We start from the raw sequence: 13,371 nt of genomic DNA on the forward strand, positions 1-13,371 counted from the left end.
GAATGATAAAAAAGAAAAAGCGCCCGCGGATGCGGGCGCTTCGGGGGTGCGGGCGGGCGGCCGCGGATGCGGGCGCCTGGGATGCGGGCGAGCCCTCGGGCTACACGTCCAGGTCCATATACGTGTCGAAGTCGTCGGTGACTTCCTTGCTGGGCTCCTTGGTGGCCAGGGACACCACGATGATCACCGCGAGCGCCAGGACGAATCCGGGCAGCAGCTCGTAGACGGCGAACCAGCCGCCGAGAGGCGCGATGAGGTTCTTCCACGCCACCACGGTGAGCGCGCCGGTGAGCATGCCGGCCACCGCGCCCGGCAGCGTGGTGCGCCGCCAGTACAGCGAGCAGAGCATGAGCGGGCCGAAGGACGCGCCAAAGCCCGCCCAGGCGTAGGACACGATGTCGAAGATGGACGAGTTCTGATCCATGGCCAGGCAGATGCCGAGCAGCAGGATGGCCGTCAGCGTGATGCGCGCCACGATCATGACCTGGTTGTCGGTGGCGTCGCGCTTGATGAGGCCCTTGAAGATGTTGGTGGCCACCGCCGAACCGGAGATGAGCAGGTAGCTCGACGAGGAGCTCATGGCCGCGGCGAAGATGCCGGACACCACCAGACCGCAGAAGAAGCTCGGCAGCAGCATCTTCGACAGCACGACGAACACGCTCTCAGCCGCCGACTGGGTGAGGAACTCGGTGGGGATGACCGCGCGGCCGATGAGCCCGATGCACACCGCCGAGGACAGCGAGACCACGAGCCAGATCATGGCGATCATGCGCGACTTCTTGATCTCATCAGAATGGCGGATGGACATGAAGCGGATGAGCACCTGGGGCATGCCGAAGTAGCCGAGGCCCCAGGCGAGCCCGCTCACGATGGTGATGACGCCGTAGGTGCCCGCCGGGCCGAACATCGGCTCGTCGCCGCGGACGATCTGGTTGCCTGCCTCGTCAAGCAGGGGCGTGGCGATCTCGGTGCCTGAGAGGAACCCGGGGATGTTCTGGAGGAAGGCGACGGTGTTGTCCACGCCGCCGGCCGCCGTGACCGAGCCGACGAAGATGGTGGCGAGCGCCAGGAACATGAGCGTACCCTGCACGAGGTCGGTGGTGCACACCGACAGGTAGCCGCCCATGAAGGTGTAGAGGAACACGATGATGGCGCCGATGACCATCATCACGCCGTAGTCCCAGCCGAACAGCGTGGCGAACAGCTTGCCCACGGTGACGAAGCACGACGCCGTGTAGATGGTGAAGAACAGCAGAATGATGACGGCGGCGATGGTCATGAGGATATGCTTCTTGTCATGGAAGCGGTTGGAGAAGAAGTCGGGCACCGTGATGGCGTTGCCGGCCTTCTCGGAGTACTTGCGCAGGCGCTTGGCCACGAACTTCCAGTTGAGGTACGTGCCGATGGCCAGGCCGATGGCCGTCCACATGGCATCCGACGCGCCGGTGAAGTAGGCCACGCCGGGCAGGCCCATGAGCAGCCAGCCGGACATATCCGAGGCCTCGGCCGAAAGCGCCGTGAGCCACGGGCCCAGGCCGCGCCCGCCAAGGAAGTACTCCTCGCTCGACGAGTTCGAGCGCTTGGCGTACACGAAGCCGATGACCACCACGACCACGAAGTACAGCAGCATGGCTATGACGACCTGCATATCGCTTTCTATCATGTCTTACTCCCCTATCGGCCCGCTTTCGTCGCACAAACGCGGGCTCTTCCCTTTCGTTCAATAACGTCGGGATTATACTTTATTGCGCTAGAGCGTACGGAGGACTGCGGGGGACGGCCCCGCGTTTTACGGTGAAAGGAACGACGCCATGACCCGCTATGCCGACCTAACCGCCGAGGAGCAGCGCGCCGAGCTGGCGCGGCTGCGCGAGGAGCACGCCGCCTTCAAGGCCCGAGGCCTCGCCCTCAACATGGCCCGCGGCAAGCCCTCCGCGGCGCAGCTCGACCTGTCGATGCCCCTGCTCGACGCGGTCGGATCAGGTGCGGACCTCATGAGCGAGGACGGCATCGACTGCCGCAACTACGGCGTGATGGACGGCATCCCCGAGTCCAAGCGCCTCATGGCGGCGCTGCTCGACGACGACCCGGAGAACGTGATGGTGCTCGGCAGCTCGAGCCTGACCGCCCTGTACGACGCGGTGGCCCGCTGCCTGGACTTCGGCACCGGCGGCGAGGCGCCGTGGAGCACGCTGCCGGCGGTCAAGTGGCTCTGCCCCGTGCCCGGCTACGACCGCCACTTCGCCATCTGCGAGGCCTTCGGCATCGAGATGATCCCCGTGCCCACCGACGAGCACGGGCCCGCTATGGACCTGGTGGAGCGGCTCGTGGCCGAGGACGCCGCGATCAAGGGCATCTGGTGCGTGCCGAAGTACTCCAACCCCGGCGGCATCACCTATTCCGACGAGGTGGTGCGCCGGCTGGCGGCCATGGAATGCGCCGCGCCCGACTTCCGCATCTTCTGGGACAACGCCTACGCCGTGCATCACCTGGCCGACGACCCGGCCGAGCAGGACCAGGTGCTCGACATCGCCGACGCCTGCGTGGAGGCCGGGGTGCCCGACCGCTACCTCAAGTTCGCCTCCACCTCCAAGGTGACCTTCCCCGGCGCCGGGGTGGCGGCGATGGCGGCCAGCCCGGAGATCCTGGCCGAGACGCGTGCGCAGATGGCGCCCCAGGTGATCGGCTACGACAAGATCAACCAGCTGCGCCACGTGCGCTTCCTGCGTGACGCCGACGGCATCGCGGCGCACATGCGCGCCCACGCGGCCGTGCTGCGCCCGAAGTTCGCGCTCGTGCAGGAGAAGCTCCACGCAGCGCTCGACGAGGCGGGCATAGCCACGTGGAGCGACCCGCGCGGCGGCTACTTCGTGTCCTTCGACGGGATGCCCCGCACGGCGGCGCGTACGGTGGCGCTGGCCCGCGAGGCCGGCGTGACCCTGACCGGCGCGGGGGCCACCTGGCCCTACGGGCGCGACCCCGAGGACGCCAACATCCGCATCGCCCCCACCCTGCCGCCGCTCGAGGAGCTCGGCGAGGCGCTCGACGTGTTCGCCTGCTGCGCCAAGATAGCCGCACTCGAGCAGCTGCTGGAGGCGTAGCCCGCGCAGACGGGCACCCGCGCCTGCGACGTGCCTTCCGGCACGATGAGGGCCCCGGCCAGACGGTCGGGGCCCTCGTGCGTCCGAAAAGGCGTCTAGGCCAGGCCGACGGAGAGCTCGGTGGCGTAGAAGGCCAGGCGCAGGGCGAGGATGCCGACGAAGGCGAGCACGACGGCACCGCCTCCAACCCAGGTGGTGCGACGACCCGAGGCCGCGACCACGGTGGCGACGGCTGCGGCGACCGAGCACACGACGCCCACCACCACGGCTCCCGCCACCGACGCCACCTGCTCGGCGCCGGAGGCGAGGGGGCTCGCCAGGGCAGCGGCACCCGTCAGCTGGGCGGCGGCCCCGCCCAGGCCGAGGACCAAGCCCGCCGCCGCCAGCACGCCCAAGGCCAGCCGCGGCGCCCGCGCCGCCAGGGCCGGGACGCAGCCGCCCACCCCGGCCATGAAGGTTCCCACAGCCGCGCCGCCGAGCAGGGCGAAGCCCGCCACCGACACCGGCGTGGCCAAGGTGTCCCACGAGGGGATGGTGCTGACCAGGTAGGCCATGCCGATGAACAGCGCGAACACGATGCCCAGGGCGGCGGTCGCCGTGACGAGGGCCACCCGGGCGCCCTCCGCCATGCGCCCGCTCAGGGCCCAAGCCCAGTAGGCGACCATGAGGACGCCGAACACGATGCCCGCCGCCACCTCGTTGGACAGAGGCGAGGAGCCCACGCCGGCAAGCACGCCCACGGCGCGCCCGGGGCTGGCCAGGTGCAAGGTGGCCGCGGCGAACCCGACGGCCACCAGGGCAACGGGAAGGGCCGTCAGCCGGTCGAGGGCCCGGCGCTGGTCGTCGGTGAGGCCAGCGGCCAAGAACAGGGCGGCCAGGGCCGCGAAGGAACCGGCGCCCATGGGCGCCACGGTGCTGAACAGGGCGAGGGGCATCTCGCTCAGGGCTGCCTCCATGCTAGATCACCTCCAGGGGGTTGACGACCGCGGCCGCCGGGTCACCCGCCGGCCGCGCGTCGGCCGAGGGCTTGACGAACAGGCTGGGGCGAGTATGGGCCGGCGGTGGGAGGGGCGCGATGCTCGCGTGATCTCCCCTCTTGCGCATGGCCTCCACCGAGCCGAAATCGAGGGCCCGGGCCGGGCAGGCCTCCACGCACACGGGCTTGAGGTCGCGCTCGACCCGCTCGGCGCAGCCGTCGCACTTGACCGAGCAGCCGCGCTCGCGGTCGACCTTGGGAGCGCCGTAGGGACAGGCCATGGCGCAGTAGCCGCAGCCGACGCAGCGGCCCTCGTCCACGGCCACGAGCCCGGTGGCCTCGTCCTTGCCCATGGCGCGGGTGGGACACACCCGCACGCAGGCCGGATCGGCGCAGTGGTTGCAGGCCACAGACACCGGATAGCTCGCGCAGGTACTGGCGAAGGTGCCGTCGGCCTGCCGCGTGGTGTCTCCCAGGGTCACCTCGTAGACCTTCCGAAAGGCAGCGCCCAGCCCCAGGTCGTGATAGTCCTTGCAGGCCAGCGCGCACGTCTTGCACCCCGTGCAGCGCGAGCCGTCGAAATGGAACGCGTAGTGGGTCATGGGTCTCCTCTCCCTAGGCCTTCTTCACTTCGCAGATGTTGCTATGCTGGGGGTTGCCCTTCGCCAGCGGCGAGGGGCGGTGGGTGGTGAGCGTGTTGATGCAGCCGCCCCTATCCACCCGGTCGCCGTACATGTCGGCGTCATGCCAGGCGCCCTGGGCCATGCACACGGTGCCCGGCACCACGCGCGGGGTCACCTTGGCCAGAAGCTCCACCTTGCCGAAGTCGTTCTCGACCCGCACGACGTCTCCCGCCGCGATGCCGCGCGGGCGGGCGTCGGAGGGGTTGATCCACAGCTCCTGGGGGTTAACCTCCTTGAGCACGTCCACGCCGCCCCACGACGAGTGCACCCGGCCGCGATAGTGGAAGCCGCTGCAGCGCAAGGGGTAGGACTCGGTAGGGATGTCGGTCTCGGCGAAGCCGGGGGTATAGACGGGCACGGGAGCGATGACGTCGTCGGGCCCGAGCTCCCAGGCATCCGCTATCTGGGCGAGGGTCTCCGAGTAGATCTCGATCTTGCCCGAGGGGGTGGTGAGCGGGTTGGCCTCAGGATCGGCGCGGAAGGCCTCGTGGACGATGGTGCAGCCCCGCGGGTTCGTGCGGAGGTAGACGCCCTGGTACTGGATCTGGGCGTAGGACGGCAGCTCCGGATCCTTGGCGCGGCTCTGCTCGTAGAGCTCCTCGATCCACTCCTGCTGGGTCTTGCCCTCGGTGAACTGCTCCTCCACGCCCAGGCGCCGGGCCAGGTCGGTCAGGCAGTCGTAGAGGCTGCGGCGCTCGAACTTGGGGGTGGTGCAGGGCTGGCCGGCGATGAGGTAGGCCGTGTCGCCGCCGGCGGCTATCATCGAGGGCTGCTCGAAGCGGAACAGGTCGGGCAGCACGATGTCGGCGTACTTGGCCGAGTCGGTCAGGGCCGTCTCCCACACCACGATGAACTCGCACTTCGACTCGTCGGCCAAGATGTCGTGGGCGCGGTTGATGTTGCCGTGCTGGTTGGTCAGGCAGTTGCCCGCGTAGTTGAGGATGCACTTGATGGACTGGTCGAGCTTGGGCGCGCCCTGGACGCCGGCGTTGAGGGCCGTCATCCGGCGGCCGTCCTCCACCGCGTCGGTGAACAGGAACACGGGGATGGACGCCTTCACCGGGTTGTCGCCGGCGGGAATGGAGCGCAGGCCGAGGGAGTAGGTGCCCTCGCGGCAGCCGTTGCTCGTGCCGGGCAGACCCACCTGGCCGGTGAGCAGGGGCAGCATGGTGATGGCCCAGCAGTTCATCTCGCCGTTGCTGCGGCGCTGCGGGCCCCAGCCCTGCACCACGAACAGCGGCTTGGCCGAGCCCACCTGAGCGGCGAGCTCGCGGATGCGCTCAGCGGGGACGCCGGTGATGGGAGCGGCCCACTCGGGGGTCTTGGCCACCTTGTCGTAGCCGGTGCCCATGAGGTAGTCCTTGTAGGAGCGATTCTGGCCACGGGCCGACTCGGGCATGGTGTCCTCGTCGAAGCCCACGCAGTAGGTATCGAGGAACTCCTTGTCGATGAGGTCGTTCCTCACCAGCTCATGCCCGATGGCCGCGACGAGCGCCGCGTCGGTGCCCGGGTTGATGGGCAGCCATTCCCCAGAGCGGCCCATGGCCGAGTCGCTCAGGCGCGGATCGATGTAGATGATGCGCGCCTTCGTGCGCTCACGCAGGCGCACCCAGTCGTAGTGGGACACCGCACCGCCCTGGCGCGTCTCCACCGGACTTGTCCCGAAGGCCAGGATGAGCTCGGCGTCCTCGGCAGCGTTGAGGGTGCTGCCGTAGAAGCCGGTCATGCCCTGGACAAGCGGGATGGTGCGCTGCATCTGCATGGCGCTGTAGTCGCCGTAACCGGCCAGGTAACCCCCGAGGCAGTTCATGAGGCGCGGCAGGGTGCGGGCTGTGGTGGCGCTCACGCCGGTGGCATAGGAGAGGTAGATCGACTCGTTGCCGTAGGCGTCGATGATGCGGCGCAGCTCGGAGGCGATGGTATCGAGGGCCTCGTCCCAGCTGATGCGCTCGAAGCGCCCCTCCCCGCGCTTGCCGACGCGGCGCAGGGGGTAGTTCACGCGGTCGGGGCTGTTCATCCACCGGCGGTAGGTGCGCCCGCGCAGGCAGGCACGAGGTTGGGGTTCGTCGAAGTCCGCGTTCGGGCTCGTGCAGGTGTCCACCCAGCGCACCTCGTCGTCGCGCACGTGGAACTTAAGCGCGCAGCGGCCGGGGCAGTTGATGGCGCAGTGGCCCCAGACGGTGCGCTCCTCGGGCTGGGCGTCGGCCCGGGCAACGCCGGCGCCGAACAGCGAGTCGGTCGCGGCCGCCGCTCCCCCGGCGGCGGCCAGGCCCCCGAGGGCCCCCGACGCGCGCAGAAACGAGCGTCGGCTCAAGGTGGTATCAGCCATGGTCTTCCCTTCTGATCGGGGCTGCGCGGCCGTCTCCTTCCCGCTCGGAGAAGGCGGCCCGCCGCGACCAGGGAGCTGGCGGGCGCAGCGGGTGCCGGCCGCATCCGGGCCGCCCCATCGAGGAGGAGCGAACCCGGACACAACGAGGCAAACCTTACCGGCCGCGCGGGGAAGCGCTGTCCCATAAAGTGAGTGAATTTGAAGAAATACCTGATCAGAAGCGTGTCTAACGAGGCCGAGAGGCGGCACGGGATGACGGCGGGGGATCCGCGGGCGACAAGGGCGGAGCCGCAGGCGGCCGGCAGGCCTAGAGCCCCACGGTCATGCGGGTCATGTAGAAGGCGAAGCGCATGACGAACAGGCCGGCGGCCACCAGAGCGAAGGCCGCGGCGAGCCGCCAGGGCGGCAGCGCCGTCAGGGCAGGCACGCGCGCCGCGGCGGCCCCGGCGAGCGCCACGCCCGCAGCCGCAAGCACCGCGAAGACGCCGACCAGGGGTATGAAGGCGGGCGCGAGGTCGCTCGCGGCTCCCAGGGCGTTCTCGATCTGCGGAAGGGACGCGCCCCAAAGCAGGTAGAGCGCCACGTTCGCCGCCCAGGCGAGCACCGCGACCGCGACGAGTCCGCGCTCAAGCCGGCCGTCCCGCGATCGGTAGCCCGCCGCCGCGAGCCCCACGAGGGCGAGCAGCGGCCCACCGAGCAGCGCGTTGGCCCACAGGGAGAGCGGCACCACCGGCAGGTGCCACGACTCGATGGTCTCCGCGTCGTACGCGAAGGCGATGGCCGTAACGAAGACGACGCCAAGGGCGCAGATGGCGACAAGGGCGGCCCGACGCAGGCGCGGACGGCCGCCGTCGGCCGAGAATGCCGTGAGCCAGTACACCCCCGCCGATCCCAGGAACACCACGCCGCTCGCCACCTCGTTCGACAGCGGGCTGCGACCGACGCCCGCCAGCACGTAGAGGGCGTTCGCCGGGTTGCCGAGATGCGTCGCCGAGGCTACGAGGCCCACCATGGTCACGAGGATGGGAACCCACAGGAAGCGGTCGATGGCCACACGCAAGGCGGTGTCAAGCGCCGGTCCGCGCACCACGAAGACCAGCGCCATGATGATGAGGGCCGCCACCCCCGAGGGCGCGAGGGTGGTGAAGAGCACGAGGGTGATCTCGTCCCAGGCGTTGGCGAACCCGACAGCCGCGTTCATGGAGCCCTCCTATCGGTAGAAGCGCGGTTCCTCAACCGCAAGCCCGCGCGCCGCGCGGACGCCTTCGAGCGAGGTGCGCGTGAGCGCAGCGAGGCCCCGGTAGAAGGGATGGTCGGACGCCGCCTCCACGATGCCGAGGAAGTGCGGCGTCCACGGCAGCAGGTGATCGGCCAGAAACGCGTCGAGCAGCTCCGGGCGGTGACGTGCGAGCCACGCCATGAGCAGCAGCATCGTGCCCACGTGGTCCTCGGGCTCGGACTCGGCGCCCCCACGCTCCACGCCGCTTTCGCGCATCCACTGGCGCAGGGCCAGCGTGGCCGCGCCGAACACCACGCCGTCGCGGTCGGTGTAGACCGAGCCCCACGGGGGCGCCGCCTTCGGCCCCGGCCCCACGAAGAGCCGCCGGTACTCCCACACAAGCGCGTCATTTGCCCCGTCGGCCAGGCCGCGGGCCATCTCGGCGAGCGCACGCGTGGCGCCTGCCGCGTCCCCGAGAGGCCACTCCTCCCCCGCCGCGGCCGGATCGAGCGCCGCGAGCGCGTCATAGAGCCCCGCGACCTCCTCGTCGGCGGGATCGTGGGCGAACAGCGGACCGAGGGTCTCGCCGATAAAGGCGACGCCCTCGCAGATGTCAGCCAGATCAGCGCAGGTCGGCTCCATGGCCACCTCCTTGCAAGCGATCGGTGCGACGCGGCTCCCTCCCCAGACCACGTCGGCACCATGGTAGCAGAAGGCGGGACGCCCCCGAGGGCGCCCCGCCGCAGAGTCATCCGGCATCGTGCGCCAGAACCAGGTTCCGACGCACGATGCGCGAGGAAGAGCCGCCGCGGGGAGGGAGCGTCCGCGGCGGCGCCGTCCCCTAGAGCACGCTCAGCCCCACGGAGAGCTGCATGCCGTAGAAGGCGAGGCGCAGGCAGAGCACGCCGGCGATGGCGAGCACCGAGGCCACGCCCGCCGTCGCCGCGGCGGACTTGCCGCGCAGGGCGAGCAGCGTGCAGACCACCGCGAGCACGAGCGCGACCGCACCCGCCACGATGACGCCCATGACATCGGCCACCAGGTCGGAGCCGGCATAGAGCGGGGTGGACAGCGCGCCTACCGCAGACACCTGCAGGGCGAAGGCGGCCAGGCCGATGACGGCGCCTGCCAGCGCGAGCGCGGCCACCGCCGTCTTGAGCGGGCTCGCGGCCAGCTCGGCGCCGCAGCCGGCAGCGCCCAGGACGAGCACGCCAAGGGCCATGCCGCCCGCCAGGCTGTAGCCGAGCATCTGGGCCGGCACCGCGGGCGTGTTCCACGAGGCGATGGTGTCCATGAGGTAGGCCATGCCCGTGAACACGGCGAACACGAGGCCGACCAGCGCCACGGCCACCACGAGTCCCTTGCGGGCGCCAGCCGACAGCTTGCCGGCGAGCGCGGCCACCCAGTAGACGAGCATGAGCACGCAGAACACGCAGCCCACGAGAATCTCGTTGGACAGCGGCGAGGTGCCCACCCCCGCGAGCACGCCGAAGGCGTTCAGGGGGCTGGCCAGGTGGAAGAACGCCGCAATGAAGCCGATGATGACGACAGCCACGGGAAGGGCGGTCATACGGTCGATCTTCTTGAGGCTGTCGGCCTCAAACGACGTGGTGAGAAACGCCACGGCAAGGGCCGTGAAGGCGCCCGCGCCCAGCGGCGCGAGGGTTGAGAACAGCGCGAGGGGCATCTCGGCGAACGCGGTCTCCACGCTACATCACCTCCAGGGGATTCGACACCTTCGCGGCGGCGTCGCCAGCTGGCTTCGCGTCCGCGGAGGCCTTCACGTACAGGTTCGGCTGGGTGTAGGAGGGCTCCGGAAGCGGCGCGATGGCGGCGCGCTCGCCCTTCTTCCTCATCTCATCGACGGGGCCGAAGTCCAGCGCGCGGGCCGGGCAGGCCTCCACGCACACCGGCTGCTCGCCGGCGGCCAGGCGCTCGGCGCAGCCGTCGCACTTCACGGAGTGACCCTTCTCGCGGTTCACCTTGGGCGCGTTGTAGGGGCACGCCATATGGCAGTAGCCGCAGCCCACGCACTTGCCGGCATCGACCGCCACCAGGCCGGTCTCGGCGTCCTTGTGCATGGCGCCCGTCGGGCACACCCGCACGCAGGTCGGGTCGTCGCAGTGGTTGCACGACAGGGACAGCGGGTAGCTCGCGCACGTGGTGGTGAAGCAGCCCTTGTCGTCGCGCTTCGTCTCGCCGGTGGTCACCTCGTACACCTTGCGGTGCGCCACGCCCAGATCGAGGTCCTTGTAGTCCTTGCAGGCCATCTCGCAGGTCTTGCAGCCGGTGCAGCGAGTGCCGTCGAAAGAGAAAGCGTATTGCGTCATTGTCTATCGTCTCCTTTCCTCGCCGCTAGGCCTTGGCCACGTCGCAGATGTTGGTGTGCTGCGGGTTGCCCTTCGACAGGGGCGAGGGGCGCTGGGTCGTGAGCGTGTTGATGCTGCCGCCCTTGTCCAGCCGATCGCCGTACATGTCGGCCTCGTGCCAGGCGCCCTGGGAGACGCCCACCGTGCCGGGGACGATGCGGGGCGTGACCTTGGCCAGAAGCTCGATCTCACCGAACTCGTTTCTCACGCGCACCGTGTCGCCCTGGGCGATGCCGCGGGGCTCCGCGTCGAGGGGGTTGATCCAGGCCTCCTGCGGGTTGACCTCCTTGAGCTCGGGCATGAAGCCCCACGAGGAGTGGATGCGGCCGCGGTAGTGGAAGCCGGAGAGCAGCAGCGGGTACTCGTCGGTCGTCGTCTCCACGCCGTACCACTCGGGCAGGTACACCGGAATGGCGGGCAGGGTGTCCAGGCCGGGCAGGGTGTCGTCGGCCTCGAGCTCCCAGCCGTCGGTGAAGTCGAGCAGCTTCTCAGAGAAGATCTCGATCTTGCCCGAGGGCGTGGTGAGGGCGTTGGCCACGGGATCCTCGCGGAACTTGGCCATGGAGACCACCGGGGCGTGCTCCTCGATGTAGACGCCCATCTCGACCGCCTCATCCCACGTGGGGAGCTTGGAGCTCTTCGCGCGCGCCTGCTCGTACTGCTCCTTGATGCGCTGCTCCTCGGTCTTGCCCTCGGTGAACTCGTCGGCGACGCCGAGCTTCTCGGCCATGAGCGTGGCCATCTCGTAGGCGCTCTTGCGCTCGAACTTCGGCGAGGTGCAGGCCGTGCCCGTGATCAGGTAGCCCGTGTCGGAACCCGTGGATATCTGGGAGGTCTGCTCGAAGCGGAACAGGTCGGGCAGGATGACGTCGGCGTACTTCAGCGAGTCGCAGAGCACCGTGTCGATGCCCAGGATGAACTCGCACTTGCTCTCGTCGGCCAGGACGTCGTGCGCCTTGTTGATGTCGGAGTGCTGGTTGGTCAGACAGTTGCCGGCGTAGTTGATCATGTACTTGATGTTGACCGGCAGCTTGTCGACGCCCTTGACGCCCGCGTTCTTGGAGGTCATCTCGGTGCCGTGGTCGATGGCGTCGGTGAACAGGAAGCACGGGATGGAGGCCTTCACGGGGTTGGTGCCGGCCGCCATGGAGACGCTCGCCGGGCTCGTGCGGTCCTCGCGGGTGCCGTTGTTGGTGCCGGGCAGGCCCACCTGGCCGACGAGGCAGGGCAGCGCCATGATGGCCCAGGCCGACCACTCGCCGTTGCTGCGGCGCTGCGGGCCCCAGCCCTGGTTCACGTAGAGGGGCTTGGTGGTGCCGATCTCCTCGGCAAGGCTCTCGATGCGCTCGACGGGGATGCCGGTGATCTTGGAGGCCCACTCGGGGGTCTTGGCCACCTTGTCGTAGCCCTCGCCCATGACGTAGGCGTAGTAGGACAGGTTTTTGCCCTGGTACGCCTCGGGCATGGTCTCCTCGTCATAGCCCACGCAGTAGGTGTGCAGGAAGTCGAGGTCCACCAGGTCGTGCTCGATGAGGTAGTGGGCGATGCCGGCCACCAGCGCGGCGTCGGTGCCCGGGTTGATGGGCAGCCACTGATCGGAGTGGCCCACGATGGAGTCGTTCATGCGGTAGTCGATCATATAGATCTTCGCGCCCGTGCGCTCGCGCAGGTGCACCCAGTCGTAGTGCGTGGTCAGGCCGCCCTGGCGCGTCTCGGTGGGGCTGGAGCCGAAGATGAGCACGAGCTTGGCGTCCTCGGCGGTCTTGAACGAGCTGCCGCCGGCGTTCTTGCTGCCGTACATGTACGGCGTGATGCAGGAGATCTGCGCGGTGGAGTAGCTGTTGTAGAAGTTCAGGTAGCCGCCCACCAGGTTGAGCAGGCGGTTGAACGGGCGCGACGTGGTAGCCGACACGCCGGTGGCGTAGGGCACGTACACGGCCTCGTTGCCGTACTTCTCGATGACCTCCTTGAGCTTGGAGGTGGCCAGCTCGATGGCCTCGTCCCAGCTGATCTGCTCGAACTTGCCCTCGCCGCGCTTGCCGACGCGCTTCATGGGATAGCTCAGGCGGTCGGGGCTGGCAAGCCAGCGGCGGTAGCTGCGGCCGCGCAGGCAGGCGCGGGGCTGCGGATCATCGAAGTCCGCGTTCGGGCTCGTGCAGGTATCCACCCACACGACCTCGTCATCGCGCACGTGGAACTTGAGCGCGCAGCGGCCGGGGCAGTTGATGGCGCAGTGCCCCCAGGTGATCTTCTCCTCGGGCTCGGCCACGGCCGCGGCCACGCCGGAGCCGAAGAGCGCGTCCGCGGCGGCCACGGACCCGCCGGCGGCGGCCAGGGCCCCGAGGGCCCCGCTCGTCTTGAGGAACGTACGACGACTTAGATTGGTGTCAGGCATTGACTCCCCTCCTTCTCAGGTGCTGGGCGGGATGCCGGCTCCGACCGGCTGGGAGACGTCCCGCGACGGCTGCGCCGCCGCCCCGCGCACGGCGGCCGTTCCTCCTTCGGCCACCGCATCTCACGAGACGACCATACCCCCACCCGCTCTCACCCTTGTCACATAATCCATGTGAATTTTCGTGTTTTCCCAGGTCAAAAATATTATTCTCGAATGAATATAATGAAGAATGGCCTCGCCTGGCACCTCGGGCGCACGGGCTTTGTCTATACTGGCATCAGGGGAAGCACGACCGGCCG

10 protein-coding genes are annotated in these 13,371 nt (G+C 69.2%); 1 reads left to right on the plus strand and 9 read right to left on the minus strand.

Going from position 1 to position 13,371, the window contains the following annotated elements; translation table 11 throughout:
• Positions 1 to 100 precede the first annotated feature (100 nt).
• Positions 101 to 1,663 (minus strand): sodium/proline symporter PutP, encoded by a 1,563-nt coding sequence (putP, locus tag AC6I0Y_RS07955; protein WP_497730779.1) that lies wholly within the window; start codon positions 1,661 to 1,663, stop codon positions 101 to 103.
• 148 nt (positions 1,664 to 1,811) lie between these two features.
• On the opposite strand from putP, the gene AC6I0Y_RS07960 reads away from it, so the two are divergent.
• Complete coding sequence (locus tag AC6I0Y_RS07960; protein WP_497730781.1) at positions 1,812 to 3,101, plus strand: aspartate aminotransferase type Ic; 1,290 nt, start codon at positions 1,812 to 1,814, stop codon at positions 3,099 to 3,101.
• Positions 3,102 to 3,196: 95 nt separating this feature from the next.
• Here the strand turns inward: AC6I0Y_RS07960 and AC6I0Y_RS07965 are convergent, their stop codons facing one another.
• The 8 genes from AC6I0Y_RS07965 to AC6I0Y_RS08000 all read right to left on the minus strand — a co-directional run bounded on the left by AC6I0Y_RS07965 (position 3,197) and on the right by AC6I0Y_RS08000 (position 13,072).
• On the minus strand, positions 3,197 to 4,057 hold the full coding sequence (locus AC6I0Y_RS07965; RefSeq protein WP_497730784.1) for a dimethyl sulfoxide reductase anchor subunit family protein: 861 nt from the start codon (positions 4,055 to 4,057) through the stop codon (positions 3,197 to 3,199).
• A 1-nt stretch (position 4,058) separates the two neighbouring features.
• Entirely contained in the window at positions 4,059 to 4,679 is a 621-nt protein-coding gene (locus AC6I0Y_RS07970; RefSeq protein WP_160709492.1) for a 4Fe-4S dicluster domain-containing protein, read from the minus strand.
• 13 nt (positions 4,680 to 4,692) lie between these two features.
• Positions 4,693 to 7,089: a DMSO/selenate family reductase complex A subunit gene (locus AC6I0Y_RS07975; RefSeq protein ID WP_497730787.1), complete on the minus strand. Its 2,397-nt coding sequence runs from the start codon at positions 7,087 to 7,089 to the stop codon at positions 4,693 to 4,695.
• 307 nt (positions 7,090 to 7,396) lie between these two features.
• Entirely contained in the window at positions 7,397 to 8,290 is an 894-nt protein-coding gene (locus AC6I0Y_RS07980; protein WP_160709496.1) for a dimethyl sulfoxide reductase anchor subunit family protein, read from the minus strand.
• A gap of 9 nt (positions 8,291 to 8,299) precedes the next feature.
• On the minus strand, positions 8,300 to 8,950 hold the full coding sequence (dmsD, locus tag AC6I0Y_RS07985) for a Tat proofreading chaperone DmsD (RefSeq protein WP_160709498.1): 651 nt from the start codon (positions 8,948 to 8,950) through the stop codon (positions 8,300 to 8,302).
• 199 nt (positions 8,951 to 9,149) lie between these two features.
• Complete coding sequence (locus AC6I0Y_RS07990; RefSeq protein WP_497730789.1) at positions 9,150 to 10,016, minus strand: dimethyl sulfoxide reductase anchor subunit family protein; 867 nt, start codon at positions 10,014 to 10,016, stop codon at positions 9,150 to 9,152.
• 1 nt (position 10,017) lies between these two features.
• Positions 10,018 to 10,638, minus strand: a complete 621-nt coding sequence (locus AC6I0Y_RS07995; RefSeq protein ID WP_160709502.1) for a DMSO/selenate family reductase complex B subunit — start codon at positions 10,636 to 10,638, stop codon at positions 10,018 to 10,020.
• Positions 10,639 to 10,663: 25 nt separating this feature from the next.
• Positions 10,664 to 13,072: a DMSO/selenate family reductase complex A subunit gene (locus AC6I0Y_RS08000; RefSeq protein ID WP_160709504.1), complete on the minus strand. Its 2,409-nt coding sequence runs from the start codon at positions 13,070 to 13,072 to the stop codon at positions 10,664 to 10,666.
• Between the last annotated feature and the right edge of the window lie 299 nt (positions 13,073 to 13,371).

This window comes from Adlercreutzia sp. St.1H8, assembly GCF_059728655.1.